Consider the following 26,231-nt stretch of genomic DNA (forward strand, 5'->3'; position numbering starts at 1 on the left):
CCGGTATCGACAAATCGGCGGGGAGCGTCAAGTCGTCGCGCGGCCTTCTTGAACTTGGCCGCGGAGCCGTTCATATAGGCACGCACTGCATGATCGCATCCTTGATCGGCTCCAATTTCAGGGATCGTGCAGAGGAGACTGAAATGCCGACCCTCTTCCGGTTTCTGTTCATCTGCGCCGTTATGGCCGGCATTATCTACGCCACGATGGTGGCGCTCGTCACCTTGGTCGACCCGGTGGAGCGGGACGTCACGGTGCGCATTCCCACAGAACGGGTCAACAAGCCGCAATGACTGATCTGTCAGAGGCCCACCTCGAAGCCTTCCTGGAGATGATGAGCGCCGAGCGCGGCGCAGCGGTCAACACGCTGCAATCCTATGAACGCGACCTCAAGGACGCGCTCTCATTCCTGCGCTCGCGCGGCACGCGGCTGATCACCGCCACCGCCGACGATCTAAGAAGCTATCTCTCCCATCTCGCCGGCGAAGGTTTCAAGCCCTCTTCGCAGGCCCGGCGCCTTTCGGCGCTCAGGCAATTCTACAAGTTCCTCTATGCGGAAGGCTTACGCGGCGACGATCCGACGGGCATCCTCGACGCGCCGAAAAAGGGCCGCGCCCTGCCGAAGACGCTCAGCATCGACGACGTCAGCAAACTGATCGGCCAGGCGGAGGCGGAGGCGCAATCGGGCGGCGACGACGCGCTTTCCAAGTTGCGCATGCACGCGCTGATCGAACTCCTCTACGCTACTGGCATGCGCGTCAGCGAACTCGTGTCGCTGCCGGCAAGCGTTCTCTCGCAGAACGGCCGCTTCCTGGTGATCCGCGGCAAGGGCAACAAGGAACGGCTGGTGCCGCTGTCGCAGGCGGCGATCCGTGCCATGCGGGCCTATGGCGAAGTGCTGCGGGGAAAGGAAGACGGCGCCGACAGCCCCTGGCTCTTCCCCTCCTACGGTAAGTCCGGTTATCTGCCGCGCCAGGTCTTCGCCCGCGATCTGAAGGGCCTTGCCGCGCGCGCAGGCATCAGGGTCGCGGCGATCTCCCCGCATGTCCTGCGCCATGCCTTCGCCAGCCATCTGCTCGCCAACGGCGCCGACCTTCGCGCCGTGCAGGAACTGCTCGGGCACTCGGACATTTCGACGACACAAATCTATACGCATGTGCTGGACGAACGCCTGCATGAGCTCGTGCAGAACCATCACCCCCTTGCCAAACAGGCGAAAAAACAGGATTAGGACCGCGGACAGATTGGCTTGGCAGGGCGGCCTTGCCGAAAAATGATCGGAAACGCATCTGATGCACAACTATCTCGACTTCGAAAAACCCATCTCTGATCTCGAAGGCAAGATTCTCGAACTGAAGAAGCTCGCCGGCGAAGACGAGAGCGTGAACACGTCAGACGAGATCGCCCGGCTCGAGGGGCGCGTCCGCGATGCGATGGCCGATATCTATTCCAAACTGTCCCCCTGGCAAAAGACCCAGGTCGCCCGCCATCCTTCGCGCCCGCATTTCCTCGACTACGCCTCCAGCCTCTTCACCGAATTCACGCCGCTTGCGGGCGACCGCAATTTCGCCAATGACGATGCGATCCAGGCGGGGCTCGCGCGCTTTCGCGGCGCGCCGGTGGCCGTCATCGGCCAGGAGAAAGGCAACGACACGAAGTCGCGCATCAAGCACAATTTCGGCAGCCCCCGCCCCGAGGGCTACCGCAAGGCAGTCCGCATCATGGAAATGGCCGATCGTTTCGGTCTGCCGCTGATCACGCTGGTCGATACCGCAGGCGCCTATCCCGGCGTTAACGCCGAGGAGCGCGGGCAGGCCGAGGCGATCGCCCGCTCGACCGAAATGTGTCTCAACGTCAAAGTGCCGATCGTCACCGTGGTGATCGGCGAAGGCGGTTCGGGCGGTGCGATCGCGATCGCGACAGGCAACCGCGTCTACATGCTCGAGCATGCGATCTACAGCGTGATCTCGCCCGAAGGGGCGGCCTCGATCCTCTGGCGCGATTCGACGCGCGCCAGGGAGGCCGCCGCCAGCATGAAGATCACGGCGGAAGACCTGAAATCGCTCGGCGTCATCGACGGCATCATTCCCGAACCGGTAGGCGGCGCCCACCGCGATCCGGAAGCGGTCATCGGCCGTACCGGAACGGTAATCGCCGATGCGCTCAAGGAGCTCTCCGCGCGCAACGGCGACGAATTGCGGACCGATCGGCGGCAGAAGTACCTGAACATCGGCCGCAATCTCTAAGAGCGAGACGCCGAGTGGTTGCCGCCCGTGTCCCGACCTCCCGATGAATGCTCCGATCTGAATCATCGCGAGCGCACCCGCGATGATCGGCAACCGGAAAGCGACTGTGGCCAAATCTTGGCCATATTCATGAAGTCCATGTGAAACGGCATTCGCAGGGGGGCCTGCACAGTTAAGATTTCGTGAAGAATAATATCTTAGTGATTCGTTGATGCCCCTACCCCGGGCGGGCGAATGGATTGTGGCTATAACGGGCTTTTGCCAATGCGTTTCAGGAACCTTCTCCTCATCGCCGCTATCGCAGCCGCGCTTGCCGGCTGCACCAACGAAACGCTCGACAGCGTCAATCTCTCCTCGGTCAAGAACAAGACCGAATACCAGCTTTCGAGCAAAATGGTCAGCAAGATGCGTGAGCTCGGGATGCAGAAGACATCCCCGATCCTCCTGCGCATCTTCAAGGAAGAGGGAACGCTCGAGGTCTGGAAGGCAAACACGGCAAACCGCTTCCAGCTCCTGAAGAGCTACAAAATCTGCGCCTGGTCCGGTAAGCTCGGCCCCAAGGTGAAGGAAGGAGATCGTCAGGCGCCGGAGGGGTTCTATCCGCTCTATCCGCATCAGATGAATCCCAATTCGAGCTATTATCTCGCGATCAACACCGGCTATCCCAATGTCTATGACAAAGCCAACGGTCGCTCCGGCACGCATCTGATGATCCATGGCGCCTGCTCCTCGTCGGGCTGCTATTCGATGACCGACGAGCAGATCATCGAGATCTTTGCGCTCGCCCGAGACGCCTTCAAGGGCGGCCAGGAAAGCGTGCAGTTGCAAGCCTTTCCCTTCCGCATGACGGCGGAGAATATGGCGCGCCACCGCGACAATCCGAATATCGAATTCTGGAAGATGCTGAAGGCCGGCTACGACCAGTTCGAGGTGACCAAGCGTCCGCCGCAAGTGAATGTCTGCGAGAGGAAATACGTTTTCAACCGGCAAACCGACGGCAAGTTCAATCCAGCAGGCCAGTGCCCTGCCATGTCGACGCCGCCGGCGCTTGAGATGGCCATGGCGTCCTACGAGAAGGACTATCAGCGCGACTACGAGAAGGCGCTGAAGAAATTCGACGGCATGGTCTGGTATGAACCGACCGAAGCCGAACGCAAGGCGATCGTCGCCGAACAGCGCAAGGGCCGCGAGCTCGCCTATGCGCCGACCGGAACCTCGCTCGATGCCGGCAAGCTGATGAAGGTGAGCGATCTGGAGAAGAAGCTCGCCGCGCAGAAGGAGGCCGAGGAGGCCAAGCAGGCGGCGCTGATCCAGAAAGAGGCGCTCGAAAAGGCGACCCGCGAGGGCAGAAACGTGCCGGTGCCGCAGCAGAGCCCGATCGAACGCCCGGTCCAGCAGGCGGCGCTGCAAGAGGCGCCCGCGAAGAAATCCTTCTGGAACCTGTTCTCGAAGAGCGAGCCCGAGAGCGAGGCAGCGGCCCCGGTAAGCCCAGCCCCCAATGGGCCGAGCGCCGCCCAGCCGGCGGCCGCGCCGGGCCAACCACAGTCGCCTGCCGTTCAAGAACAGGCGGCCGCACCGGCCGAAGGCAATGTGCAGGTCGCGAACGTTCCGGCCGCGAATGCCGAGACGCAAACGCCCGAGCAGCCTGCCGCCGAGCCGCCGAAGAAGCGCCCGTTCTGGAAGATCTGGGGCAATTGATGCCGGACGAGCCCCGGACCGTGTACGACTTGAGGGGGCTGAAATGCCCCCTTCCCGTTTTGAAGACGCGAAAGCGCATGGAGTCGCTGGCGCCGGGCGCGCTGATCGAGATCGAGACGACGGACCCCCTGGCGGTGATCGACATACCGCATTTCTGCAACGAGGAAGGACACAGGCTCGAAGAGGCCACGCCTACGGCGGGCGGCCATCGCTTCGTCATTCGCAAGAAAGCGTAGCCGGTAGCGCGAAATCACTGCGGCTCTAATTCCAGTATGCTCCAGCCTACGCATCACGTGCCCCAGCGAGGCGCTCCAACGCGACCGGAAATCCTGCTATGATCTCGTCCGGGCGTTGGGGGCGCCAATGGGTGGCGGGATGAACGAGGCAAGCGGCAGTTTCCGCGACAGCTCCAACGCGGCCGTGCGACCACCGATCGCCTGGGCGCTGGCGGCCGTTGCGAGCTTCACGCTCGACTGGCTTTATCCGCTACCGCTCTTGCCGGAGGCCATACCGGCCAGCCGGCTCCTCGGTGCCATCACATTCCTTGCCGGACTAGGACTGCTGATCTGGAGTGCGGCAACACTCCGCCGGGCAGGAACGCATATCCAGACCGTGCAGCCGACAACGACGATCGTCGAAGAAGGACCTTACCGCTACAGCCGCAACCCGATCTATATCGGCATGTTTCTCGGTCTGATCGGCCTCGCCATCGGCTTCGACAGCCTCTGGTTCCTCGTTCTATTGGTGCCGTTCTATCTCGTCATCCGCTACGGCGTGGTCGCGCGCGAGGAGGCCTATCTAGAGCGTAAATTCGGCGACATATACCGCGCCTACAACGCCCGCGTCCGGCGCTGGCTCTAGCATCAGAATCTCACCCCAGGAACCGCGAGCGGATTGTCGGCGAGTGCCTGCGCATCCGGCCGGTCGACGCGCGGTTTGCCGGTGAAGGCATCGAAGAGGTCGCGAACGAAAGTCTCATCGAGCCCTTTGGTGATCAGCACCATCCGCGTGCGGCGGTCGGTCGGATCGGGCCAGGCGGCAAGCCGCTCCGGCCTATGAAAGACGGTCTGAACGCCGTGCAACACCACGGGCCGTTCCGGATTGTCCGCCACCGAAACGATCGCCTTCATGCGCAACAGCTTTTCACCATGGGCTGAGCGCAGGAGATCGACGAACATCTCCAGCGCCATCGGCGCTATCGGCCGGTCATGGACGATGCTGAAGGAGCGGATGTCTGTGCCGTGCCGATTGACGTCGTGATGGTGATGGTGCCCATGATGCTCATGATCGTGGCGATGACCGTGATCGTCATTATGATCGTGGCGATCCGCCCCCGCCTCGTCCTGAAGCCAGCGGCCGACATCGGCAACCTTGGTCGACGCGTCATAGAGACCGCAGTCGAACAGTTCCGCGCGCCCGGCCTCGTCCGTGTCGCCGTCGATGATCGGCGCTCGCGGATTGAGCTCGCTGAGCTGTGCCTTAAGCGCTTCGATCTGCTCGCCTTTCGCAAGTCCGGTCTTGCTGAGCACCAGCCGGTCCGCGACGGCGACCTGCTTCAGCGCTTCGACGTGATTGCCGATCGTCCGTTCGCCGTTGACCGCGTCGACGACGGTGACCACGCCGTCCAGGCGGAAGTTCTGTGCGATGACCGGATTGCCGAGGACGGATTGCAGCACCGGCGCCGGATCTGCGAGTCCCGTTGTCTCGATGACGACGCGCTTCAGTGGCTTGATGCGCCCCGTCTGCATCCGGTCGATAAGGTCGGCCAAGGTATCGACAAGCTCGCCGCGCACGGTGCAGCACAGGCAGCCGTCCGAGAGCTCGATCACGCCGTCGCTCGATGCCTCAACGAGCAGATGGTCGATCGAGACGTCACCGAACTCGTTGATGATCACGGCCGTATCGGCGAGCGCCGGGTCCTTGAGCAACCGGTTGAGAAGGGTCGTCTTGCCCGCACCGAGAAAGCCGGTGAGGATCGACACCGGCACCACCGCTAGGGGACCATTCATGGCAGACTCCGTTAGAAGCTCGGGCGCGGCACCGGGATCGGCACATTGGCAATTTCAGCGATATCGCCCTGCCCCGTGACACCGACGCCAGCCTTGGCGCTCTTGTCGTTACTGCCCGGAATGAGCCCGGCAAACGCGAGTTTCAGCGGACGGTCGATCTCGTGGATATAGGGCGAGAGCAGCTTCTGGCGGCCCGCGTCGTCACGTCCTTCGCTGCGCACCTTCGCCGCCTGCTTCGAGCAGATCTCCTTGCTGACGTCGGCAACGACGTTGCGGGTCTCGCCGTAGGGCGCAATTTGCGTGAGCGACAGCTTTCCCGCATCGCTGGTCGTGAGCGCCATCTGCAGGAGCCTGGCCGACTCGTCGGCGCGAGCCCCGAGGCTGTCCTCGCCGAGCACGACCGAAACGACGCTACGGCCATTGCGGGTAGCCGACGAGACCTGGTTGAAGCCCGAGGCGCAAATGAAGCCGGTCTTCATACCGTCCGCCCCCTCGAAACGCCCGATCAGCATGTTGTAGTTCGCATAGTCCTTCTTGCCGGTGGTGAAGCCCTCCAGCGAGAAGTAGGGGGCATATTCCGAGAATTCGCGCTTCAGCGTGATCGCAAGCACCGCGAGATCGCGGGCGGTCGTATACTGCCCCTCGCCCGGAAGCCCGTTGGCGTTAATGAAATGCGAGGACGTCATGCCGATGCGGCGCGCCTCCGCATTCATCCGCTCGATGAAGGCCTGCTCGGAGCCGCCGACCGTCTCGGCGATCGCCACCGCGACGTCGTTCGCCGACTTGACCAGCATCATTTTCAAGGCACTGTCGAGAGTCATTGCCTGGCCGGGCTTGTAGAACATCTTGCTCGGTGGCTCGGACGCTGCGTTCTTCGACATGACCACCGGGGATTCCAGCGTCAGTTGCCCCGCCTTGATCGCGCGAAACGTCGTATAGGCCGTCATCAGTTTGGTCAGCGAAGCCGGATACCATTTCTGGAAAATGTCCTGGTGCTCGTAGACCTTCAGCGAAGCGACGTCGACGACGAGCCTCGGATTGGCGGATGCCGGCAGCGCCGCGGCCAATGCCGCGCAGGCCCCTGCAAGAACGCCCACTACGCCCACCCTGTTGCGCACCAAAAATCCTGCTAGCGCCACAATTCCTACCTCGAAATTCCGGAGTTGCCTCGTATCGCCCCGGTATTTAGCCTATATGGCGAGGAAATGGCAAAGCCCATTCATTTGGCTGCCGCGTCAATCCACCGCTCCGATCCCAAGTATCAGACCTCAAGTGACAGGAACGAACAATGCCGATTTTGAACCGTGCCGCCGAGCTCAAGAACGAAGTTACCGAATGGCGGCGCTACCTGCATCAAAACCCGGAGCTCCTGTTCGCAGTGGAAAATACGGCGGCCTTCGTTGAAAGGAAACTCAGGGAATTCGGCGTTGACGAAATCGTGACCGGCCTTGGGCGGACCGGCGTCGTCGGCCTAATCCGCGGCAGCCGCGGCCCCGGCCGCACCATCGGTCTCAGGGCCGACATGGATGCCCTGCCGATCACAGAGACGAGCGGCAAGCCCTGGTCCTCGACGGCCGCCGGCAAGATGCACGCCTGCGGGCATGACGGCCATAGCGCCATGCTGCTCGGTGCGGCGAAATACCTCGCCGAGACGCGCAATTTCGCCGGTAACGTCGCCGTGATCTTCCAGCCGGCCGAAGAAGGCGGCGGCGGCGGCAACGAGATGGTTAAGGACGGCATGATGGAGCGCTTTGCGATCGAAGAGGTCTACGGCATGCACAACATGCCGGGCATGCCGGTCGGCCAGTTCGGCAGCCGGGCCGGCCCGATCATGGCCTCCACCGACGAATTCACCATCACCGTCAAGGGCCGCGGCGGCCACGCGGCGCAACCGCACAAGACCATCGACCCCATCGCCATCGGTGCGCAGATCGTCAATGCGCTGCAAACGATCGCTTCGCGCACGGTCGATCCGCTTGCCTCTGTCGTCGTCTCCGTCACCAAGTTCAACGCCGGCTTCGCACACAACGTCATCCCGGAGCAGGCCGTTCTCGCCGGCACCGTGCGGGCGCTGACGCCGGAGGTCCGCGACACCGGCGAGGCCCGGGTCCGCCAGATCGCCGAAAGCATCGCCGGCGCCTATGGGGCCACCGTGGATGTCTGGTATGGCCGCAACTATCCGGTGACCGTCAATCACGCGGCAGAGACCGGTCACGCGCTCGCTGTCGCGGCGACGGTTGCCGGCGAAGGCAACGTCAACACGGCGCTCGACCCGATGATGGGCGGCGAGGACTTCTCCTATATGCTGCTCGCTCGGCCGGGCGCCTTCGTCTTCATCGGCAATGGCGACACGGCCGGCCTGCATCATCCCGCCTATGATTTCAACGATGAAGCGATCCCGCACGGGATTTCCTATTGGGTGAAGCTTGCCGAAACGCGGCTTGCCGCCTGAGAAACGGGGCCGGCCATGCACCAGATCGACAAGACGGACCGCAGAATCCTGAACATCCTCCAGGCGGACGGACGGATCACCAACCTGGAGTTGGCGGACCGTATCGGCCTTTCGCCGACGGCGACCAGCGAACGGCTGCGGCGGCTCCTGAAGGAGGGCTATGTCTCCGGCTTCGGTGCGCGGCTGGATCCGCACAAATTGGGCTTCGGGCTCCTGGTCTTCATCGAGGTGATGCTCGACAAGACCACGCCGGAAGTCTTCGACCAGTTCGCAGCCGCCATCAAACAGGCGCCCGCCGTGCTCGAATGCCATATGGTCGCCGGCGGCTTCGACTATCTCGTCAAAACCCGCTTCGAGGACATGGCCGCCTACCGCAACTTCCTCGGCCAGGTGCTATGGACGCTACCGGGCGTCAAGGAGACCCGGACCTATGCGGTCATGGAGGAGATCAAGAATGACGGGCCGCTGCCGCTGCTTTGAGCGTGGCAGCGGCCCGCCCCGGCTCACGCCTTGATGGACTCCATGTCGATTACGAAGCGATAGCGCACGTCGCTCCTGACGACCCGCTCATAGGCGTCGTTGATCTGGTCCATCTGAATCGTCTCGATCTCCGACACGATGCCGTGTTCACCGCAGAAATCCAGCATCTCCTGCGTCTCCTTGATAGAGCCGATCATGGAGCCGGAAATGCTGCGACGGGCCGGCACGAGCGAGAAGGCATGGACCGGCACCGGGTTTTCCGGAATGCCTACGAGCACCAAGTCGCCGTCGACTTTCAAGAGGCCGAGGTAGGCGTTCCAGTCGATCTCGGCCGCGACGGTGCAGATGATCAGGTCGAAGCTGCCGGCAAGCGCCGTGAACGTCCCCGGATCGTTCGTCGCGTAATAGTGGTCGGCACCGAGCTTCAGCCCGTCCTCCTTCTTCGAGAGCGTCTGGCTGAGGACCGTGACCTCGGCGCCCATCGCATGGGCGAGCTTCACGCCCATATGGCCGAGGCCGCCCATGCCGACGATCGCGACCTTCTTGCCCGGCCCGGCCTTCCAGTGCCGCAGCGGCGAGTAAAGGGTGATGCCGGCGCAGAGCAGTGGCGCCGCGGCATCGAGCGGCAGGTTGTCCGGAATGGAGAGGACATAGCCCTCCTTGACGACGATATGGTCGGAATAGCCGCCTTGGGTCGGCGTCTTTCCGTCGGCTTCGACGCCGTTATAGGTCGGCACGAGACCGGGCAAGTACTGCTCGAGATCAAGGTCGCGGGTAGCACAGGTCGTGCACGAATCGACGAAACAACCGACGCCGACGCGATCACCAATCTTGAACTTGGTGACCTTCGAGCCGACCGCCCGGATAATGCCGACGATTTCGTGGCCCGGCACCATCGGAAACGTCGAGTTGCCCCACTCGTTGCGGGCCTGGTGAATGTCGGAATGGCAGACGCCGCAATATTTGATATCGATCACCACGTCATCGTCGCGCGGCTCGCGGCGTTCGAAGGTGAAAGGGGCGAGCGGCTTCGACGCATCCGTCGCCGCATATCCTCTTGCAATGGCCATGGGTCTGTCCTTCATGTCTGGATCACAATGATTTTGGCTCGGAGCGAGCCAAAACCATGAACGTGGTCGATTCCAAAGAGTTAGAGCGGGATGCGGGGGCAACCCGCACGCACTTTTCCCCATCCCGCTTCAAAGAATGGCGCCCCTCGATGCATGGACCGAAGGGGCAGCGCCGACTATGCTTTCTCAAGAAGCCCTTGCGTTAGTGCGATCCTGCAAAGTTCTTGCACAATCCTGCAAGAATCGTCAGTGCGCGATGGCAACGTCGGAGCGGCGTCCTATCTGTGCCATGCTCCCATACGAACGTAAAGCATTGGAAAGACCGCCGAATATGACAGCCATGCAATACACTCCGCGCCAGCAGATGATAGACATCATTGCCCGGATCGCCGGAGAGGACGGCGACCATCAGACCATTGTGCCTGGCCTCAGCATTCATCGCCATTCGAGCCCAGCCAAACCGAATTGCGCCGCCTACAAGCCAAGCTTCGCTATCATCGTGCAGGGGGCCAAGCGCGTCGTGCTCGGCGAAGAGACGCTCGTGTATGGCGCCTCGGACTATCTCTTGACCTCGATCGATCTACCGGTCCTTTCGCAGGTGTCGGTCGCTTCACCGGAGGAACCGTATCTGAGCATGGCTTTTCAGATCGATACGACGAGGCTTCCGGCACTTCTGGACGCAATCGGCGACGAGGCAACGAAGTCATCCGGCTCTCCGCGCGGCATGACGGTCAACAAGCTCACCTCCGATCTCGAGGACGCGGCACTGCGCCTGCTTCGGTTGCTCGACCGGCCCGCCGACATCGCAGTCCTGCTGCCTCTGGTGGAACAGGAGATCCTCTATCGCCTGCTTATCGGGCCGCACGGCGCAAGGCTCCGTCAGATGGCGACGGCGGAAAGCCAACCGCACCAGATCGGCCGGGCGGTCGCCTGGCTGAAGGAGCACTATTCGCGGCCGCTGCGCATCGACGATCTCGCAAGTCGCGTCAGCATGAGCGTCTCCTCGTTCCATCACCATTTCAAGGCGATCACGGCGATGAGCCCGCTGCAATACCAAAAACAACTCCGCCTGCAGGAGGCACGGCGCCTGATGCTGGAGGAGCGCCTCGACGCCGGCGATGCAGGTCACAAGGTCGGCTACGAGAGCCAGTCGCAGTTTAGCCGCGAATATGCCCGCCGCTTCGGCGAGCCTCCGGCACGTGACATCGGCCGCGTCCGCCGCAGCCTGGTCGGCCGCCTGAGCGGCGAGGCGGAAATGCTGAGCGAGGGCTAGAGCGGTGAGGAGTGTGCCCGCATCGCGCCGCCCCAATAGCTACCAGCCCTCCTCCAGCACCTTCTCCAACATGTCGGCAAAGAAGTCGGCGCTCTCATGGGCGAGGCAGAGCGGCGGCTTGATCTTCAATACGTTCAGGTGGTCGCCGGTCGGCTGCATGATGACGCCGAGTTCGAGAAGTCGGTTACAGATCGCCACCGTCTCTTCCGTGGCAGGCTCCAGCGTCTCGTGGTCGCGGACGAATTCGACGCCGAGATAGAGCCCCATGCCGTGCACGGCCCCGACAAGCGGGTATTTCTGCCCGAGCGCCTGCAGCCGCGCCTTCAAATGGTCGCCGACCGTGCGGGCGTTCTCCTGTAAGGCCTCGTCATGAAGGATATCGAGGACGGTGAGCCCGACAGCGCAACTGACCGGGCTGCCGCCGGAAGAAGAGAAAAAGTAGCCTTCCTTCTCCAGCGCATCCGCGATCTCGCGGCGGGTGATCACGGCTCCGAGCGGATGACCGTTGCCCATGCCCTTGGCGACGGTAATGACGTCAGGAACGACCCCCTGCTCCTCGAAACCCCAGAAATAGTGGCCGAGCCGTCCATATCCCACCTGCACCTCGTCGGCGATGCAGACGCCGCCCCTCGCCCGGACCATGGCGTAGACCGCCTTGAGATAGCCCGGCGGCAGCGGAATGCCGCCGGCATTGCCATAGACCGATTCCGCGATGAAACCGGCGAGGCGTTCGCCCTTCTCGTCCACTTCCCGCAGCTTTGCCGCGACGGCGTCGACATAATGAACTGTCGACTCCTCCCCGCGAAACGGCCCGCGATAGGTGTTCGGCGAGACGACGGGGTGCACCCAAACCGGCCGTGTCGTCAGCGCCCGCGGGTTGTCGGCAATCGAGGTGGAGACCGCGTCGCTCGCGACCGTCCAGCCGTGATAGGCCTCTAGGAGCGAGAGCATGTTGCGCGCGCCGGAATGGGCCCAGGCGAGCCGGATGGCGAGGTCGTTCGCCTCCGAGCCGCTGTTGACGAGGAAGACTGTATCGAGCCCTTCCGGCGCCAGTGCTGCGAGCCGCTCGGAGAATTCCACAACCGCGGTATAGTGGAAGCGCGAATTGGTATTGAGCAGCGACCATTGCCGCGCGACCGCCGCCGAGAGGCGTGGATGCCCGTGGCCGAGGGTGGTGACGTTGTTGACCATGTCGAGATAGGCACGCCCCTCGACGTCGAAGAGATGCTCCTTCCAGCCGCGCTCTATCTCGGGCGGCTTTCGGTAATAATTCTTCTGCGGTCGCGCGAAATGGCGCTGCCGCCGATCGAGCAGCGCCGCCGCATCCGGTAGCGATGCATTGCAATCGATGCCGAGGATAAGCGCCGGCGACGGGCAGAGCCGGCGCCAAGCCTCCGCCTGGTGCGCGGCAACAAAGGGCGGCGGGTCGATATCCGGCTCGGTGCAAAGCTGGACACGCATGAAGCCGACTGCGGCCGGATCGGTCGGGATGACGCCGATCCGCGCTCCGGTCTCTACCGTCTCCTCTTCGATGTCCACGTCGACGCCATGGAGATGGAGGTGAAGGCCCTCGGCCGAGAGGATCAGCCTGCCGCCGCGCTGGTGAAGACGCCCGGCAAAAGGTGCGTGGACCGGCGTCCGCCCGTGCAGGCACAGATCCACACTGAGCGCGAAGGTCCGCGGCGCCTTGGCCCTGAGGAGGCGCGTCTCCGTCAGCCGGAATTCGCCGTAGCGCGTGGCCGAGGCCCCGGCTGTGCGCGCAGCCGACTGCAGGAGCAGCGCTTCCGTGTCTTCGTAGTTCCAGCGGTCGGCGGGCAGATGCGGCCCGAGCAGCGAAAGGTCGACGATGCCGAAACTCGCGGTGTCGACATCGGGCAGAAGGCGTTCGGAGATTTCAGGAAAACCCGGTTCCCTGTCCTTGCCGACAACCTGATGGATCGCGTGCTCCATGAGCTCGAAAGGCACGGAAACGGCGGCGTCGAACACCTCGCGCTCATGCGGCGCATTGGCCTTGACGTAGGCATTGTCCGGGTCGATCTCGAGCTGCTGCGCCGTGCTTGCGACGAGAACGCCGGCGCGCGCGACGATCAGCGGCCAGAGTGCTTTCAACTCCGCGTCCGTAAGGGGGCAGACGGCGTGGAACGCCTTCACCGCCGGCAGGATACAGAAGGGATCGCCGTCCGCGTGATGCAGCAACGATGCGCAGGTGACGGCGAGTTCCGCGACCACCCATCCCTTCAGCACATCGCCGAAATCGATGACCCCGTCGGGGATCAGGCGTCCGCTCTTGTCGGCCCGGCTCACGACGTTGTCGTCGGTGACGTCCTGATGGATCGCCTGCAAGCGCAGGTCCGGCATCAGCGGCTGCACCCGGCGCATGGCGCCGACCATGGCCTCGGCGATGCGCTTGCGCAGGTCCACATCGGCCATTGCCGAGAGCAGATGCAGCGCGACGGGCCCGGCCCTCCTCAGATCCCATTGCAGTTCGCGCTCGAGACCCGGATGGTCGAAGTCCTGGAGCGCGACGGCGAGCCGGCCGGCGATATCGCCAAGTGCGCTCACCGTTTCCACGGCCAGGTGCTTGCGGCGCGTCAGGGGCGTGCCGTCAAGATAGGTCAGCAGGCGGAACTGATAGATTTGCTCCCGGATGGCAACCGTGACGATGTCGTCGCCATTGAGTGCCGGCATGACCCGCGGCACCTTCGGCGCATCCGGCATGGCCCCGACGTGGCGCAGGGCCGCGTTCTGCGCCTCCAGTTCGCGCCTTGCATATTCCGCCCTCGCGATCTTCAGGACGAACCGGCCGGCGCCCGTATCGATGCGGTAGTTCCGGTCCTGCTGGCTCCCGAGCTCCGTAAGATCGCCGGAGAGGCCGTAGTGCTCCGACAGTATTGCCTTCGCTTCGTCGGCCGACACGTCCGGCCTTGCAAGGAGCGTGCGGCGCTTCAGCGATTCGTCTTCCATCATTTCGTTCCCGTCTCTTGCGATGGTGCTTTTTACTGCGAAACTCCTTCGAGACGATAGCGCGTACCGGGATAAATAAGCCGCGCGACAGTCACATTCGCGGCTTCCGACCAGGTCCGCCGCCGGATCATCAGGCAGGGTTCGTTACGGCCGATCGCAAGAAGCTTGCACTCCCACGGCTTCGGCAGCACCGCTTCAACGATCTGCTCAGTGCGGGTGATCGGGGCCCCCAGCGTCAGATAGGCGTTTGGAGTGATGCTCCCGAAGTCCTGTTCCAGATAATTGGGGCAGATTGCGGGATTGACGAAACGGTCTTCGATCTGGATCGGCACGCCATTCTCCGCATGGACGATGATCGAATGAAAGACCCGCGCGCCGGTTGCGAGCCCCAGCGCGTCTGCGATCTCGGGACTCGCCTGCTCCTGCTGCAGGAGGCTGATCTTTGAGGTGTGCGTATGACCCCGCTCCCGGATCTCGTCGGCAATGTTGCGCACTTCCAGAAGCGCCGTGCTGCCCTTGTGGGTGGCGACGAAGGACCCGACGCCTTGTACCCGCGTGATCGTCCCCTCGCTCGCAAGCTCGCGGAGCGCACGGTTCGCGGTCATCCGGCTGACGCCGAGATCGGCGACGATGTCGTTTTCGGAAGGTATGCGGTGGTTCGGCGGCCACTCGCCGCTCTCGATGCGGCTGCGGATGAACTGCTTGACCGCCTCGTAGCGCGGCATCGGCCCGGCCCCGAAGGTCGACAGATCGCTTTTGCGGTCCAATGCCGTCATAAAGTGCTCCATTCCGCCCGACGAACGACCCAGCGGCGGCTGACAAATCACCGACTCTTTTCGTCGATTTTGAACTTGCACGCCACCACAAAATACCTATAGTTCCATATACAACCATGCACAGGAAGGCGGTCATGGCAACGTTCGCCGGTCACAGGCTCTTCGCGGAACAGGCGCTGCTGCCGACAGGCTGGGCGGAGAATGTAGCCATTTCGCTCGATCAGAACGGACGCATCGCCGCCGTGGAAGCCGGGAAGGCGCCGGGCAACGGCGACGAGCGCCTTTCCGGCCCGGTCGTTCCGGCAATGGCGAACCTGCATTCCCATGCCTTCCAGCGCGCCATGGCCGGCCTCGCCGAGGTTGCGGGCACAGGCGAAGACAGCTTCTGGACATGGCGAGAAGAAATGTATCGCACAGTCGCCCTTGTCGACCCGGATGATGTTGAGGCGATTGCCGCGAAGCTCTACATGGAGATGCTGAAGGGCGGCTTCGGTCGAGTGGTCGAATTTCATTACCTTCATCACCAGGCGGACGGCACGCCCTATGCCGATTCGGCGGAAATGTCGCTGCGCATCCTGAAGGCCGCCGGGACGGTCGGCATCGGCCTCACCCACCTGCCCGTCTTCTACGCCCACGCCAATTTCGGCGGCGTGGCACCGAATGCGGGGCAGCGCCCCTTCCTGCATGACCCGGATCGCTTCCTTGCCCTCCTCGACCGTCTCGCTCCCGCCTGCGCCGCGGCCGGCGCCGAGCTCGGCCATGCCATCCATTCGCTGCGGGCGGCCACACCCGACGAGATGTGCGCGATCCTCGACGCGGCACCCGTTTCCGGACCTATCCACATCCATGTCGCCGAACAGATGCGCGAAGTCGAGGATTGCCTTGCGTGGAGCGGCCGCCGCCCGGTCGAGTGGCTGCTTGACGAGATGCCGGTCGATCGACGCTGGTGCGCCATTCACGCGACGCACATGACGCCGGACGAAACCGAGCGGCTGGCGAGATCGGGAGCGGTCGCCGGCCTCTGCCCGATGACCGAAGCCAATCTCGGCGACGGCATCTTCCCGGCGGTCGACTTCGCCGCCGCCGGCGGCCGCTTCGGCATAGGCACCGACAGCCATGTCGCAACCACGGTCGCAGAGGAACTGCGGCTCCTCGAATACGGCCAGCGGCTGCGCGACCGTCGGCGCAACCGGCTCGCAACCGGCCCGGGCGTCTCCGTCGGCAGGAGCAGTTTCGAAGCCGCTCTTGCCGGCGGCCATCAGGCGGCCGGCATTGCCAAGGTGGGCATCGAGGTCGGCGCAAGCGCGGACCTCGTCGTGCTCGACGGCACAAATCCCTACATCGCCGCGGCGAATGGCGACCGGATCCTCGACCGCTGGCTCTTCGCGCTCGGCGGCGATGCCGTGCGTGACGTCATGGTCGCGGGCAATTGGACGATCCGCGACGGACGGCACGATCGGGCGGAAGCGATCGACCGTGCGTTCGCTCGGGTTCTGAACAAGCTGAAATAGCCGACGCACTGTGAATTGCTGCATGTTTTTGTCCTAAAATCGGCTACGATTTAAGGAAACATGCAGTAGTGACGGCTCCGATCGTTTGGGTCGGAACGTCTATAGGATGGCTCGGCTGACGATGATGCGGATATTGCGTGCCAGCGACTACAGGCATATGCCGTGGAAGAACGGCGGTGGCGAAACGGTGGAGATCGCCGTTTCGCCGGATCGCGCCACGCTTGCCGATTTCGATTGGCGCGTCAGTATGGCGACGGTCGCGAGCGACGGCCTCTTTTCGAGCTTTCCCGGCATCGACCGCACCATCTCGATCCTCGAGGGCGCCGGTATGACGCTTGCGATCGAGGGGCGTCCGCCGAAGCGTCTGACCGTCGCCGATCCGCCCCTCACCTTCCCGGCCGACGTGCAGACCTCGGCCAGGCTCACCGACGGCCCGGTCACCGATCTCAACGTGATGACCCGGCGGCAGACATTGAAGCACCGGGTGCGTCGGCTGCATGTGGAGGGCTCCTTGCCGGTCACCACGAGCGCGCGCGAATTCGTCGTCTTCTGCCACCGCGGCAGCCTGACGCTCGCGACCGAGGGCGTCTCCGCAACGCTGCATGCACTCGACGCCGCCATTCTCGTCCAGCCCGCGGCGCTCACCTTGTCGGCAGACGTCGCGTCAGAGGCCTTCTTGATCGAGATAATGGGGCCGTAACCAGAGCAATTCCAGGAAAGGTGTGCAGCGGCTTCCGCCCGGAATTGCTGCGTTTTCAAAGAGTTAGATCATTTCGTTTCAATGAAAATGATCTAAGGCACCCCGAAAAGCAGAAGGACAGCGCCCCCTGCCATGAGCGCAACACCAAGCCAGTTGCGTACGGGGCCGAGGAAGCGAAGTCCCTGGCCTCTTGGCTCAAGCGTCGTGCGTTTGTCTTCCGAGGATCGAGGCGGCTCGCTCAGCCGTCGCCGACCGAGCGCCTCCCAAGCCATGTAGAGGAGGCCGCAGATAAATAGGAATGCACCAACGAGAGCCGTCCACACGTGCGCTCCCTCCGCTGCCGGCGCAGACGCCAAGCTATCTCAGCGTGTGCGCGTCTGAGGCCGCACGATGTTCATCTGGAGCTCGTGGCTGGAGGCGTAGCGTCCAAGAACCTTGATCAGGCGCTGCTCCTCGGCCTTGTGAATGCCGCTGCGCCTGCAATATTCCGCCACATCCCAGACGTGTCTGGCCTGGGACTTGTCGAGCTTCCGAGTGTCCGTGTGTCTCATCCTGCGCCTCCCAAATGCATGGACGTAACGTCGGCAAAACACAATTGGTTCCGCATCTGCGGCATAGTTCGCTGCAAAGAATCAACGTCGCCGCGGGCGCCCGGCACCCGCGCAAAACACGGCCATTGCTTCACGTCGCAAAGCATTGCCTCGCCGCATCTCCCTCATTGATTGTGTCTCATCTTCCCGGAAAGGCAAGCAAGTTGAGGCGTAAAAATGAGCGGGCCTCAAGTGAGCGGCGCGCCAGGGCAAAGGTGATCGTCGGCCAAGCCACATCCTGTCCTGAAGTTTAATGGCGGCCGGAACAAAAATCGGCACCCGGCCGTTCGAATTGGGACTTCAGAAGCCACCGGCGGGGACTTGAAGGCGAAAGAAAGGCGAAGATATTCCGATGCCCCAGAAAACCAAAGCCGACAAGCTTCAGAAACTGAATCTTATGCTCGGCCAGGCAATTGCTGCGATGCGTGTCAACGAGATGTTGATGCGCCGCCTTCTGCGCTGGGCTGCCTCCCAAAGCAACGACCCGCGCGGCTTCATAAAGGAAGCCGTCGAAAAGACGAGGGACGAGTTGCAGCGGGAAAGCCGGGCCGACGGCCATCCGTCGTCGATGCAGGCGGCCGAAGAGGCGTTGCGGTATCTCGACGATCTCGCGACGGAGATGCAGGTCAAGAAAGGACCCAAACCCGCTCGCGCAGAGGCAAAGGGATTGGCCATCCTCGAGCGCCTTCACTTTCCGTCTTTCACCTCGGTCCAGGAACACGCCAGAAACGGCACGTCGCGTGCTGCGATCGGCAGGCGATAGAGTTCGGGCAGGCATCCATGGCGGTCCCTGCCGCCTGCCGCAAACCGGAACATTTGCGACCCGCTGCGGGTTCTGTGATGAAGGTTTATCGGAGATGACCGGATGTTTAAGGGTAGCGAGCGGCTCGCGCTGATCGGAGCCGCGATCATCATCATTCTCAGCGCGGCGTTTTATTTCTACGTCGACCGATTCCCCTCTACCAGCTCGACCAGGATCGAGGACACGAGGGTCAACGCGGATGGCGTGAAGACGATCGACGAAAATCCGCCGAGCGCCGCGGGTGACAAGGACAACCCGTCCTGAATCAAGAAGGCTCGGTGCAGAGCTGACGCCTTTGTTCGGGAGGACTTCGGGCTAGTACTGACGGCTACGGCCCGCCCGCCATTGATCCGACCACCACCATCACCACAGCATCGACATCGATCTCACCGTTCACGGTGAGCTTGTCTCCGGCCCGGGAAACGCGAAGCCGCGACGGATTCTCCGCTGCCTGACGTTCCAGCTCCTCCACCACCGCAGCGATCGCCTTCGTCTCCAGCTTGTCCTCGTTCAAATGGCTGGTACCCATTTCCAGTAAACGCCTTCTTTTCGCTCGGGATAGTGTTTGAATTCGCACTCGAAGAGCCGTCCATAAGAGATCGCTGCAGCGAGCGCCGCTGCCGATGGAGGATTCATCCCTGTGCCCGGGGCAAACCAATCTTCCAAGAGATCGTCGGGAACGTAGGTCCCTATTCTCAAGGGAAGATTGGTCAATACGGAATCCATCTCCTTTGGCGGCGGCATGCGACCCTCCTCATCGCTCCTAACAAAATGAGCGCCCCAGGGTTCCGCGTTCCGCGCCTGTATTCTGCACTTTCTCAGTTGCACGGGCTGCCGCAGCGCACCCGACACACCTTAGCCGATACGAGGGCATCCGGGTCGATTTGCGAAATACACGGTCGTGTACCGGCCGCGTCGACCAACCCCGTCGACAGCTACCTCTCTGCGGGTGATGGATTGAACCTCGGGGTCGCGCAGCCCAAGCCTGTAGGCACGACGAATGGCCTGGCGTTCGCTGCAGCCGCGATAGGGCCGATAGTCGTCGTCATACCTCCGGTCGCGCAGTTCCAGATCCGGTCCACCCGGGCCGATATACAAGTCCAAACCCTGGGCCGATGAAGGAGACGGCAAGGCAGCCAGAGCACCGGTCAACGTCAACCCGATCGCGAAAAGCTTGCCGATATTCATGACTTCTGCTCCATGCTTAAGAAAACGCTAAAGCTCAGGTCGGAACGGCCGTGGAGCGGATAAGTTCCATGCTCCTGGCCGGCTCTGCAACTCGGAACAGCGACATTTCCTGGGTGATCACATACCGGCTTTGCGAACGACCCTTCACAGGCGCATCGAATCGGCGGCATGCTGGCTCCAATACTTAGAAATGGCAAACTTGAATGCGGAGCGGAATGTGGCCAAGAAAACGGACGAGGGCGTGGGAATTGATGTCAAATGGAGTTGGCAGGGCATCAGTGGCAAAATTCGAAGCCGCCTGACCTCTGCGCTCGATCGGCGAGCTGCGGCAAGCATCGATCAGACGGGGCTTGATGTTGAGCGACAGGTTGCTGTCCATAGAGCACTGACAGAAAGCAAGCTCGCTCTTATCGCCGCCTCGACCAAAGCTCTACAGAAGGAAATTCAGAACAATCCCGAGTTGGCGAGGCGAGCTCTGAACGTGTTGAGCCGGGCGGAGAGGGAGGAGGACAACATTCAAGCATCTCTTGGTTTGGCTATCGAGGATCTCCAGAACCGGGAAAATACTGGGGAGGGGTCGAACGATGGTCCGGACCAGTTGAACCCTGATTTCTTGAATAGGTGGGAACACTACGCGTCAGGAGCAACGACCGAAACGCTCCGGGAGAAATGGGGCCGAGTCCTTGCCTCGGAGATACGTGTTCCAGGTTCGGTATCTCTAAAAACCCTGAGAGTGATAGATGAGATTGAGTTGCCCACGGCCCTTTTGTTCCAACGCTTATGTGGTAGGCGGTTAGGTAACTATGTCCCAGAATTGACTGCCGGCATTGACCAATATGAAAAGGTACAGCTCACGGAAGCTGGATTGTTGCTGCAATCGGAATTTCCGAGAACAATAACATTCGGCGAGGGTGAAAAGGCCGACGGGACTTCGTGGTGGATGCTGGAATCGAACGGAGTGGGAATTGCAGTTCGTAAAGACCCGCTTCCAGCTATTGCCGATCAAGCGAAATTCTCGATAGCGCCAATCCGCGTTAGGGAGGGCGCACTGGTGTTGAACGTGTTGGTGTTCACCGAAGCAGGCCGAGCTCTCGCAAGCATCCAGAACTATTCCGAGGAGAGCAGCTTCCGTGCGCTCGCCGAAGCGATTCAACAAGGCTCTGGAACTGAAGCTGCAGAGGTCCTCAAGCACGTCGGCGACAACTCATGGTCATCGGCCGACGAGTCGGCCACTAAAGCACTAGGCACTGGTGGCGACGCTTGAAATACCGCGCATCCGCGCTATCCCTTGACAGTGGCGACGTTCGAAGCGGTTCCCTTGGTTGGAACAGGGCGAGTGAGCCCCCAGCTATATAAAGAATACGTCGCAAAAATCGGAGCTGCAGCGGGCCTGCAGCTCTACTCGTCTCTGCAGGATGGTTGTCGGAATTAGATATGCATCGGCGATCGCGATTCACATTTTCCTGCGCTTGCAGCGCCACTTTCACTTCCGCTTGGACGGGCAATGCTTCGCTTGCCGATGTGGCGGGACAGATCCTTGATGCCATCTGCATGGTTCCAGAAAGCGCGATCGAGGACTTCGAGGCGAGCTATGCAGCGCGCAACGCGTCCGGCACACACCTTCTCGCGAACGCCATCGAAGGCAGGCTCAAGTGATCCCTGGGCGAAGCGACGGGTGCCATCATGCTCTCGGAACAGGTGGGAGCCAGCGGTGCCGAACTGCTGCGCGTCGCCTGCGAGCATGGCCTTGAAGGCATCGTGAGCAAGCACCGCGAGAAACCCTACAGATCGGGAGAGCGCTCCGGCGATTGGCTGAAGGTCACCTGCACCCGGAGAGACAGTTTATTGATTGCGGATTTGAGCCCTCGAAGGCACTGCCGACCGCGATCAGGCGCTTGCTGGCGGCTCGCATGGGAGGCGAACTGGTCTACGTCGGCGGTGTTGGAACCGGGTTCAGCGAAAAGGAAGCGTTCGCTCTGAGGAAGCTCCTCGCTGCGATCGCCGCCGACAAACCCGCAGTGGCTTTGAAGCGCAAGGGGGCGATCTTCACAAGCGTCCCGGGCTGGACAGATGTTATTGGTAGCGGAGGAGGGATTCGAACCCCCGACACAAGGATTATGATTCCTCTGCTCTAACCTACTGAGCTACTCCGCCGCCGGTGCCGTAAACGCTTCTCTGGCGAAGCCCGTCTCGGCTGGACGGGCGGCTTATAAGGTGCTGTTCCGGCTAGTGTCAAGCAATGTATTGGGGAAAATGTGAACTTTTCCCGTCGCGTCGGTTCGCACCCTCTCAGGCCGCCGCTGGGGCTTCCAGCAGCGCCTTCAGCGCGGCTTCCGCGGTCGGCTCGCGCTCGGATTTACGGATGAAGCCGCCGCCATAGACGCGGGCGTCCTCGCCGGGCGCCGAATAGAGCGCGCAGGCCTGACCAGGCGCAACCCCCGCCTCACCCTCGACGAGCTCGACATAGAGGCCCGCGGCATCGCTCCTCAGGACTGCCGGCGCCGGCTGCCGGGTGGAGCGCACCTTCGCGAAGCATTCGAAGCCGCGGGTAGCCGCCTCGTCGAGTTCCTCGTCGCCGAGCCAATTGACGTCGCGCAGGTAAACGCGGCGTGTTTCGAGGGCCTCCCTGGGGCCGACGATGACGCGGCGCGAGCGGGCGTCGAGGTAGACGACATAGAGCGGCTCACCGGTCGCGACCCCGATGCCGCGCCGCTGGCCGATGGTGTAGTGCAGGATGCCCTCGTGCGTGCCGAGCACGCGCCCGTCGAGATGGACGATCTCGCCGGCCAGCGCCGCATTCGGCTTCAGCTTCGAGACGATGTCGCTATATTTGCCCTGCGGCACGAAGCAGATGTCCTGGCTGTCGGCCTTCTTGGCGACGACGAGGCCCATCTCCTCGGCAAGCGCCCGCGTCTCGCTCTTGGGAAGACCGCCGAGCGGAAAGCGCAGGTAATCGACCTGCTCCTGTGTGGTCGCGAAGAGGAAGTAGCTCTGGTCGCGTTCCGCGTCCGCCGGCCGGTAGAGCGCGCGCTGACCGGCATAGCGCGGGTTTGGGCTCGGCCGCGAACGGATGTAGTGACCGGTCGCGAGCGCATCGGCGCCGAGCTCCTTGGCGGTCGCGAGCAGATCCGCGAACTTGACCGTTTGGTTGCACGCCACACACGGGATCGGCGTTTCGCCGGCGACATAGCTCTCGGCGAAGGGATTGATCACCGTCTCGCGAAAGCGCGCCTCGTAATCGAGCACATAATGCGGAATGCCGAGCGTCTCGCAGACGCGCCGTGCATCGTCGATATCCTGGCCGGCGCAGCAGGAACCCGCCCGATGCACGGCCGCCCCGTGGTCATAGAGCTGCAGTGTGATGCCGAGAACATCGTAACCTTCGCGTTTGAGCAGCCCCGCCACGACGGAGGAATCGACGCCGCCGGACATGGCGACGACGACGCGCGTATCTTCGGGCTTGCGGTCAAAGTCGAGACTGTTCACGGGATCCAATCCGGCATCCGGGTGCGGCTGCTTTCGCCGACACCCCTGTTTACACTTGAGGCCGTAGCGCATGAGTGCGGCGCCAGCGGCATTCCTACGGCCTTCCGTGCCGCGACATATAGAAACTTGCGCTCATCGCGGCAAGAGCGGAGCGCCCCCGGGCCGCCCTGAGCGACCCGCTTTCAGATCAGCTTCATCCGCATCGCCCGCGCGATCGCCTGCATGCGGTTGACGGCATCGAGCTTGCGGGTGGCACTCTTGAAATAGCTGCTAACCGTATAGGCAGATATGCCGAGAATGATGGCGATCTCATCGCTGCTCTTGCCGGCCGCCGCCCAGCGCAGGCACTCGATCTCGCGGATCGAGAGCTTCTCGCGCGTCACGGTGCCGGCATCGAAGGTCCGCTCGAGGCATTCGAAAAGCTGTACAAGGGTGAGATAAAGCGTCGCGCGCTCGGCACCGACCGGCTCGCTCCGCGTTCCCGAGAGCACCGCTACGAAGGGCTCGCCATAGGTCGTGTGCAGCAGCACTGCGAAGTGGCGCGCCATGTCGGGCTGGAGCTGAGGGTCGCGAACCGGCGCCTTGCCGGCGCCCTTGCGCGCCGGCTCCAGGAGTTCGGCGCCGCCAACGACCGGCAGCTTCGTCTGTCGTACTCGATCGACGAGAACGCTCGTCTGGAAAATCTCACTCGCATCATACTGCCGCACGAGTTCCGTCGGCCAGTTGCTGAGCACGAGCCGCTCGGAAAAGCGCTGCTCATCGGCCAAAGGCAGCCGCGCGATCATGAAATGCGCGAAATCATAGCGCGCGATCAGCTGCCGCATCAGATGAAGGAGCTCATATTCCGTGCGCACGGACGCCGGATCGATTCCGAAAAACGTGCCTGCGTCAGCCTCACGCCGCAAGGCCGGCTCATTCGATTCCTTCATTCCTGATCACCTTGCTGCCGGTTTTGCCGCCGGCTTGGAAGATAAGTGGCTCCCCACACCCCGATCACAGCACCTCGCCAGAAAGGCGCAAGGGTTGCAGCCGCCCATCGCTCGCGGCATGGTTCCGGCACCGACAAGAAGCCATGCCGTGGAGTCGTTGCGCGACGGCGGGAAAGACAGCGACCGCCGCAAAGGTTGCGATGTCGAGGGTGAAATGCGGGAGCGTACACCTGGACGCTCGTTCTTTATTCGGTGCCTCGTTATCAGGAATTCCAGTCGAAGTGAAATGTGGTAATTGCATGGCTCACGTGCCGAAACCGCGCAATTCCTGGGTTTTTCATCTGTCGGACGTCGCGTCGAGCGAACGACACGCGATCGTCACTCCCGGGACTGGAAGTCCATAAAATTGTTAGCAAATTGTTACCAGCGGCTTAGGCAAATGTTAAATGTGGCAAGCTAAGGTCGCATCCATATGGTCTTGAGTTTGTGTAGAGAGTCCCATGACCGAAATGATGCGTCCACGCGTAAAATATGTCATCGGCCCCGATGGCAGTCCTCTGACGATTGCGGATCTGCCGCCGGCCAATACCCGGCGATGGGTGATCCGCAGGAAGGCTGAAGTCGTTGCGGCCGTGCGCGGTGGTCTTCTGAGCCTCGAAGAGGCATGCGAGCGTTACGCCCTGACCGTCGAGGAATTCCTCTCCTGGCAAGCCTCCATCAACGATCATGGCCTCGCTGGGCTGCGCACGACGCGCATCCAGCAGTATCGCCACTGACCATCCCCCAACGGGGCCATAATTCGAACCGGCGGCTCGGGATCCCCTGAGCCGCCGGTGTCGTTTCAGGCGCTACCACGACACCGCCCTGCCCCGTCTCGCGAGCGCAGGGGACGCGCCGTGGTTGCTGCGCAACGGACCCGGCGTTTATGCTGACGTCCCGAATCCAGGATGAGAGCGAGGGAATACCGATGGACATCGCCCACGAGGAAACGAATGCGAAAGGCCGCTACACGGCAACGCTCGACGGTTACAGCGGCGAAATGACCTATTCCAGATCGTCACCGCATCTCATCATCGTCGATCATACGCTGGTTGCAGACGAATTGCGCGGCAAGGGTGTGGGTCAGGCGCTTGCCCGGCACGCGATCGACGAGGCGCGCAAGGGCGGCTGGAAGATCATCCCGCTCTGCCCTTTCATGCGCGCCCAGGTTATGCGCCATCCGGAATGGCAGGATGTGATCCAGGCCTGAAAGCCGGAGGAGGCCCCGCTCTCCTCGGTTCCGATTGGAGGCAGGCTTGTCCTAATCGCAAGGATGCACCGCCTCGCGTACCGATCGAGGCGTTCGTTACATTCCGAGCCGGGAGAAATCGAGGACGCGGCGTGCCTCTACGCGCGCATCCGCGTGCCCGCATCCCGCTCCTCCAAAGCCGCGGCCTTGGCGTATTCGGCCTGGACTTCCTCAAGCGCGAGTTCGGCAGCGTCCTGCTGCGCCTTCAACTCGCGAATCGAAACCTGAAGATTGTCGGCCCGCTGGCGGGCTGCCTTGGCGAAGGTGGGATAGGCAAAATGCGAGGGGTCGGAAATGCCCGATTTCTTCTCCTCGAAGACAATCTGACTTTCCAGTTCCTTGGTCATCCGCTCGAACTCAGCCATCATCAACTGAAGCTGGCTCAACTGACGCTGCTTCTCCCGAACCTGAAATTCCTTCAGGCGGACAAGGCTCTCACGTGCTTTCATTACGCAATACTCCCGTGGATAGCGAGACCCCGGTTACTGATTCCACAGCGCCCTGCATCCTTTCAGACGCACGAAGCGCTGCAGCAATTTACAATCGATCACGCTCACGATTCGGGCTCGACTGAACCCAAATCAGCATGATCTCGGGCCCGTGTCGCCGGCCCCGCGCGGGCCGGAAACGAAAATCGACCGCGGCCTTAACAAATACCTACCGCTGGTAACCTTTCGTTTACGGGCATCGTTAATCATAGGTTCGATGATTTAAGGCTCCGTAAATGCTGAGGCACGAAATGTGGCACATCGCGCATTTGCGAGTCGGA

At 62.3% G+C, this 26,231-nt stretch carries 29 protein-coding genes, 1 tRNA gene and 1 pseudogene; 17 read left to right on the forward strand and 14 right to left on the reverse strand.

What is annotated here, in order from left to right; all coding sequences use genetic code 11:
• Nucleotides 1-143: 143 nt before the first annotated feature.
• From M728_RS12910 to M728_RS12935, 6 genes are all read left to right on the forward strand, one after another.
• On the forward strand, nucleotides 144-293 hold the full coding sequence (locus M728_RS12910) for a hypothetical protein (RefSeq protein ID WP_026620225.1): 150 nt from the start codon (nucleotides 144-146) through the stop codon (nucleotides 291-293).
• Complete coding sequence (xerD, locus tag M728_RS12915; RefSeq protein ID WP_026620226.1) at nucleotides 290-1,231, forward strand: site-specific tyrosine recombinase XerD; 942 nt, start codon at nucleotides 290-292, stop codon at nucleotides 1,229-1,231. The genes M728_RS12910 and xerD overlap by 4 nt, the downstream gene beginning before the upstream one ends.
• A gap of 61 nt (nucleotides 1,232-1,292) precedes the next feature.
• Entirely contained in the window at nucleotides 1,293-2,246 is a 954-nt protein-coding gene (locus tag M728_RS12920; protein WP_026620227.1) for an acetyl-CoA carboxylase carboxyltransferase subunit alpha, read from the forward strand.
• Between the two features lie 264 nt (nucleotides 2,247-2,510).
• Nucleotides 2,511-3,944, forward strand: coding sequence for a murein L,D-transpeptidase family protein (locus tag M728_RS12925; RefSeq protein WP_026620228.1), 1,434 nt, complete (start codon nucleotides 2,511-2,513; stop codon nucleotides 3,942-3,944).
• Nucleotides 3,944-4,180: a sulfurtransferase TusA family protein gene (locus M728_RS12930; protein WP_026620229.1), complete on the forward strand. Its 237-nt coding sequence runs from the start codon at nucleotides 3,944-3,946 to the stop codon at nucleotides 4,178-4,180. Before M728_RS12925 ends, M728_RS12930 begins: the two co-directional genes overlap by 1 nt.
• A 139-nt stretch (nucleotides 4,181-4,319) precedes the next feature.
• Nucleotides 4,320-4,805, forward strand: a complete 486-nt coding sequence (locus M728_RS12935) for an isoprenylcysteine carboxylmethyltransferase family protein (protein ID WP_026620230.1) — start codon at nucleotides 4,320-4,322, stop codon at nucleotides 4,803-4,805.
• A 2-nt stretch (nucleotides 4,806-4,807) separates the two neighbouring features.
• On the opposite strand, the gene M728_RS12940 is transcribed toward M728_RS12935, so the two are convergent.
• Nucleotides 4,808-5,953: a GTP-binding protein gene (locus M728_RS12940; RefSeq protein WP_026620231.1), complete on the reverse strand. Its 1,146-nt coding sequence runs from the start codon at nucleotides 5,951-5,953 to the stop codon at nucleotides 4,808-4,810.
• Between the two features lie 11 nt (nucleotides 5,954-5,964).
• Nucleotides 5,965-7,050 carry a D-alanyl-D-alanine carboxypeptidase family protein gene (locus M728_RS12945; protein WP_034883424.1) on the reverse strand — a complete coding sequence of 362 codons (1,086 nt, stop codon included), beginning with the start codon at nucleotides 7,048-7,050 and terminating at the stop codon, nucleotides 5,965-5,967.
• 191 nt (nucleotides 7,051-7,241) lie between these two features.
• Between M728_RS12945 and M728_RS12950 the strand changes: the two genes are divergently transcribed.
• Together M728_RS12950 and M728_RS12955 are read left to right on the forward strand one after the other, a co-directional pair.
• The gene (locus tag M728_RS12950; RefSeq protein ID WP_026620233.1) at nucleotides 7,242-8,405 is read left to right on the forward strand and encodes a M20 aminoacylase family protein; all 1,164 of its coding nucleotides are present in this window, start codon (nucleotides 7,242-7,244) and stop codon (nucleotides 8,403-8,405) included.
• Nucleotides 8,406-8,420: 15 nt separating this feature from the next.
• Nucleotides 8,421-8,885: an Lrp/AsnC ligand binding domain-containing protein gene (locus M728_RS12955; RefSeq protein WP_010970133.1), complete on the forward strand. Its 465-nt coding sequence runs from the start codon at nucleotides 8,421-8,423 to the stop codon at nucleotides 8,883-8,885.
• Nucleotides 8,886-8,908: 23 nt separating this feature from the next.
• On the opposite strand, the gene M728_RS12960 is transcribed toward M728_RS12955, so the two are convergent.
• On the reverse strand, nucleotides 8,909-9,955 hold the full coding sequence (locus tag M728_RS12960; protein WP_026620234.1) for an NAD(P)-dependent alcohol dehydrogenase: 1,047 nt from the start codon (nucleotides 9,953-9,955) through the stop codon (nucleotides 8,909-8,911).
• Between the two features lie 331 nt (nucleotides 9,956-10,286).
• On the opposite strand from M728_RS12960, the gene M728_RS12965 reads away from it, so the two are divergent.
• Nucleotides 10,287-11,228, forward strand: coding sequence for an AraC family transcriptional regulator (locus M728_RS12965; protein ID WP_026620235.1), 942 nt, complete (start codon nucleotides 10,287-10,289; stop codon nucleotides 11,226-11,228).
• A gap of 39 nt (nucleotides 11,229-11,267) precedes the next feature.
• Here M728_RS12965 and M728_RS12970 read toward each other — a convergent pair whose 3' ends face one another.
• Both M728_RS12970 and hutC read right to left on the reverse strand, forming a co-directional pair.
• Nucleotides 11,268-14,195 carry an aminotransferase gene (locus M728_RS12970; protein WP_026620236.1) on the reverse strand — a complete coding sequence of 976 codons (2,928 nt, stop codon included), beginning with the start codon at nucleotides 14,193-14,195 and terminating at the stop codon, nucleotides 11,268-11,270.
• Nucleotides 14,196-14,224: 29 nt separating this feature from the next.
• A complete protein-coding gene (gene hutC, locus M728_RS12975) occupies nucleotides 14,225-14,968 on the reverse strand; it encodes a histidine utilization repressor (protein WP_026620237.1) in 744 nt (247 codons plus the stop codon).
• A 134-nt stretch (nucleotides 14,969-15,102) separates the two neighbouring features.
• Between hutC and hutF the strand changes: the two genes are divergently transcribed.
• Both hutF and M728_RS12985 read left to right on the forward strand, forming a co-directional pair.
• Nucleotides 15,103-16,479: a formimidoylglutamate deiminase gene (gene hutF / locus M728_RS12980; protein WP_026620238.1), complete on the forward strand. Its 1,377-nt coding sequence runs from the start codon at nucleotides 15,103-15,105 to the stop codon at nucleotides 16,477-16,479.
• Nucleotides 16,480-16,585: 106 nt separating this feature from the next.
• Complete coding sequence (locus M728_RS12985; protein WP_026620239.1) at nucleotides 16,586-17,179, forward strand: HutD family protein; 594 nt, start codon at nucleotides 16,586-16,588, stop codon at nucleotides 17,177-17,179.
• Nucleotides 17,180-17,271: 92 nt separating this feature from the next.
• On the opposite strand, the gene M728_RS12990 is transcribed toward M728_RS12985, so the two are convergent.
• Both M728_RS12990 and M728_RS12995 read right to left on the reverse strand, forming a co-directional pair.
• Nucleotides 17,272-17,502, reverse strand: coding sequence for a hypothetical protein (locus M728_RS12990; RefSeq protein WP_026616355.1), 231 nt, complete (start codon nucleotides 17,500-17,502; stop codon nucleotides 17,272-17,274).
• Between the two features lie 39 nt (nucleotides 17,503-17,541).
• On the reverse strand, nucleotides 17,542-17,730 hold the full coding sequence (locus M728_RS12995) for a hypothetical protein (protein WP_026620240.1): 189 nt from the start codon (nucleotides 17,728-17,730) through the stop codon (nucleotides 17,542-17,544).
• 391 nt (nucleotides 17,731-18,121) lie between these two features.
• Here M728_RS12995 and M728_RS13000 point away from each other — a divergent pair, with 391 nt between their 5' ends.
• Nucleotides 18,122-18,532 (forward strand): hypothetical protein, encoded by a 411-nt coding sequence (locus tag M728_RS13000; RefSeq protein ID WP_026620241.1) that lies wholly within the window; start codon nucleotides 18,122-18,124, stop codon nucleotides 18,530-18,532.
• 102 nt (nucleotides 18,533-18,634) lie between these two features.
• Nucleotides 18,635-18,835, forward strand: a complete 201-nt coding sequence (locus M728_RS13005; RefSeq protein ID WP_026620242.1) for a hypothetical protein — start codon at nucleotides 18,635-18,637, stop codon at nucleotides 18,833-18,835.
• A 64-nt stretch (nucleotides 18,836-18,899) separates the two neighbouring features.
• On the opposite strand, the gene M728_RS13010 is transcribed toward M728_RS13005, so the two are convergent.
• From M728_RS13010 to M728_RS13020, 3 genes are all read right to left on the reverse strand, one after another.
• On the reverse strand, nucleotides 18,900-19,100 hold the full coding sequence (locus M728_RS13010) for a hypothetical protein (RefSeq protein WP_026620243.1): 201 nt from the start codon (nucleotides 19,098-19,100) through the stop codon (nucleotides 18,900-18,902).
• Entirely contained in the window at nucleotides 19,082-19,315 is a 234-nt protein-coding gene (locus tag M728_RS13015) for a hypothetical protein (protein WP_084044405.1), read from the reverse strand. Before M728_RS13015 ends, M728_RS13010 begins: the two co-directional genes overlap by 19 nt.
• Nucleotides 19,316-19,426: 111 nt before the next feature.
• On the reverse strand, nucleotides 19,427-19,759 hold the full coding sequence (locus M728_RS13020; protein ID WP_026620244.1) for a hypothetical protein: 333 nt from the start codon (nucleotides 19,757-19,759) through the stop codon (nucleotides 19,427-19,429).
• 217 nt (nucleotides 19,760-19,976) lie between these two features.
• Between M728_RS13020 and M728_RS13025 the strand changes: the two genes are divergently transcribed.
• Nucleotides 19,977-21,023: a DUF2806 domain-containing protein gene (locus tag M728_RS13025; protein WP_198023382.1), complete on the forward strand. Its 1,047-nt coding sequence runs from the start codon at nucleotides 19,977-19,979 to the stop codon at nucleotides 21,021-21,023.
• A 646-nt stretch (nucleotides 21,024-21,669) separates the two neighbouring features.
• Nucleotides 21,670-21,726 (forward strand): annotated as a pseudogene (locus M728_RS13030) (hypothetical protein); the annotation flags it as partial.
• A 110-nt stretch (nucleotides 21,727-21,836) separates the two neighbouring features.
• Here M728_RS13030 and M728_RS13035 read toward each other — a convergent pair.
• From M728_RS13035 to M728_RS13045, 3 genes are all read right to left on the reverse strand, one after another.
• Nucleotides 21,837-21,913: transfer RNA gene (locus M728_RS13035), tRNA-Met, on the reverse strand.
• Nucleotides 21,914-22,048: 135 nt separating this feature from the next.
• Nucleotides 22,049-23,245, reverse strand: coding sequence for a tRNA 2-thiouridine(34) synthase MnmA (mnmA, locus tag M728_RS13040; RefSeq protein ID WP_026620247.1), 1,197 nt, complete (start codon nucleotides 23,243-23,245; stop codon nucleotides 22,049-22,051).
• Nucleotides 23,246-23,427: 182 nt separating this feature from the next.
• Entirely contained in the window at nucleotides 23,428-24,174 is a 747-nt protein-coding gene (locus M728_RS13045) for a LuxR C-terminal-related transcriptional regulator (protein WP_026620248.1), read from the reverse strand.
• Nucleotides 24,175-24,674: 500 nt separating this feature from the next.
• Between M728_RS13045 and M728_RS13050 the strand changes: the two genes are divergently transcribed.
• Both M728_RS13050 and M728_RS13055 read left to right on the forward strand, forming a co-directional pair.
• Nucleotides 24,675-24,950: a DUF1153 domain-containing protein gene (locus tag M728_RS13050; RefSeq protein WP_026616415.1), complete on the forward strand. Its 276-nt coding sequence runs from the start codon at nucleotides 24,675-24,677 to the stop codon at nucleotides 24,948-24,950.
• A 191-nt stretch (nucleotides 24,951-25,141) separates the two neighbouring features.
• A complete protein-coding gene (locus M728_RS13055; protein ID WP_026620249.1) occupies nucleotides 25,142-25,423 on the forward strand; it encodes a GNAT family N-acetyltransferase in 282 nt (93 codons plus the stop codon).
• Between the two features lie 137 nt (nucleotides 25,424-25,560).
• Here M728_RS13055 and M728_RS13060 read toward each other — a convergent pair whose 3' ends face one another.
• Nucleotides 25,561-25,911 (reverse strand): hypothetical protein, encoded by a 351-nt coding sequence (locus M728_RS13060; protein ID WP_026620250.1) that lies wholly within the window; start codon nucleotides 25,909-25,911, stop codon nucleotides 25,561-25,563.
• Nucleotides 25,912-26,231: the final 320 nt, after the last annotated feature.

This window comes from Ensifer sp. WSM1721, assembly GCF_000513895.2.
In the GTDB taxonomy this organism is placed as follows: domain Bacteria; phylum Pseudomonadota; class Alphaproteobacteria; order Rhizobiales; family Rhizobiaceae; genus Sinorhizobium.

Coding starts and splice junctions, on each gene's coding strand:
- M728_RS12950 (WP_026620233.1), top strand. CDS start 7,242: ATGCCGATTTTGAACCGTGCCGCCGAGCTCAAGAACGAAGTTACCGAA.
- hutC (WP_026620237.1), bottom strand. CDS start 14,968: ATGACGGCATTGGACCGCAAAAGCGATCTGTCGACCTTCGGGGCCGGG.
- M728_RS13000 (WP_026620241.1), top strand. CDS start 18,122: ATGCCCCAGAAAACCAAAGCCGACAAGCTTCAGAAACTGAATCTTATG.
- M728_RS12940 (WP_026620231.1), bottom strand. CDS start 5,953: ATGAATGGTCCCCTAGCGGTGGTGCCGGTGTCGATCCTCACCGGCTTT.
- hutF (WP_026620238.1), top strand. CDS start 15,103: ATGGCAACGTTCGCCGGTCACAGGCTCTTCGCGGAACAGGCGCTGCTG.
- M728_RS12930 (WP_026620229.1), top strand. CDS start 3,944: ATGCCGGACGAGCCCCGGACCGTGTACGACTTGAGGGGGCTGAAATGC.
- M728_RS13005 (WP_026620242.1), top strand. CDS start 18,635: ATGTTTAAGGGTAGCGAGCGGCTCGCGCTGATCGGAGCCGCGATCATC.
- M728_RS13020 (WP_026620244.1), bottom strand. CDS start 19,759: ATGAATATCGGCAAGCTTTTCGCGATCGGGTTGACGTTGACCGGTGCT.
- M728_RS13015 (WP_084044405.1), bottom strand. CDS start 19,315: ATGCCGCCGCCAAAGGAGATGGATTCCGTATTGACCAATCTTCCCTTG.
- M728_RS12910 (WP_026620225.1), top strand. CDS start 144: ATGCCGACCCTCTTCCGGTTTCTGTTCATCTGCGCCGTTATGGCCGGC.
- M728_RS12920 (WP_026620227.1), top strand. CDS start 1,293: ATGCACAACTATCTCGACTTCGAAAAACCCATCTCTGATCTCGAAGGC.
- M728_RS13010 (WP_026620243.1), bottom strand. CDS start 19,100: ATGGGTACCAGCCATTTGAACGAGGACAAGCTGGAGACGAAGGCGATC.
- M728_RS13045 (WP_026620248.1), bottom strand. CDS start 24,174: ATGAAGGAATCGAATGAGCCGGCCTTGCGGCGTGAGGCTGACGCAGGC.
- M728_RS12955 (WP_010970133.1), top strand. CDS start 8,421: ATGCACCAGATCGACAAGACGGACCGCAGAATCCTGAACATCCTCCAG.
- M728_RS12935 (WP_026620230.1), top strand. CDS start 4,320: ATGAACGAGGCAAGCGGCAGTTTCCGCGACAGCTCCAACGCGGCCGTG.
- M728_RS13055 (WP_026620249.1), top strand. CDS start 25,142: ATGGACATCGCCCACGAGGAAACGAATGCGAAAGGCCGCTACACGGCA.
- M728_RS13060 (WP_026620250.1), bottom strand. CDS start 25,911: ATGAAAGCACGTGAGAGCCTTGTCCGCCTGAAGGAATTTCAGGTTCGG.
- M728_RS12960 (WP_026620234.1), bottom strand. CDS start 9,955: ATGGCCATTGCAAGAGGATATGCGGCGACGGATGCGTCGAAGCCGCTC.
- M728_RS12985 (WP_026620239.1), top strand. CDS start 16,586: ATGGCTCGGCTGACGATGATGCGGATATTGCGTGCCAGCGACTACAGG.
- M728_RS12925 (WP_026620228.1), top strand. CDS start 2,511: ATGCGTTTCAGGAACCTTCTCCTCATCGCCGCTATCGCAGCCGCGCTT.
- xerD (WP_026620226.1), top strand. CDS start 290: ATGACTGATCTGTCAGAGGCCCACCTCGAAGCCTTCCTGGAGATGATG.
- M728_RS12965 (WP_026620235.1), top strand. CDS start 10,287: ATGACAGCCATGCAATACACTCCGCGCCAGCAGATGATAGACATCATT.
- M728_RS12995 (WP_026620240.1), bottom strand. CDS start 17,730: ATGAGACACACGGACACTCGGAAGCTCGACAAGTCCCAGGCCAGACAC.
- M728_RS13050 (WP_026616415.1), top strand. CDS start 24,675: ATGACCGAAATGATGCGTCCACGCGTAAAATATGTCATCGGCCCCGAT.
- M728_RS12970 (WP_026620236.1), bottom strand. CDS start 14,195: ATGATGGAAGACGAATCGCTGAAGCGCCGCACGCTCCTTGCAAGGCCG.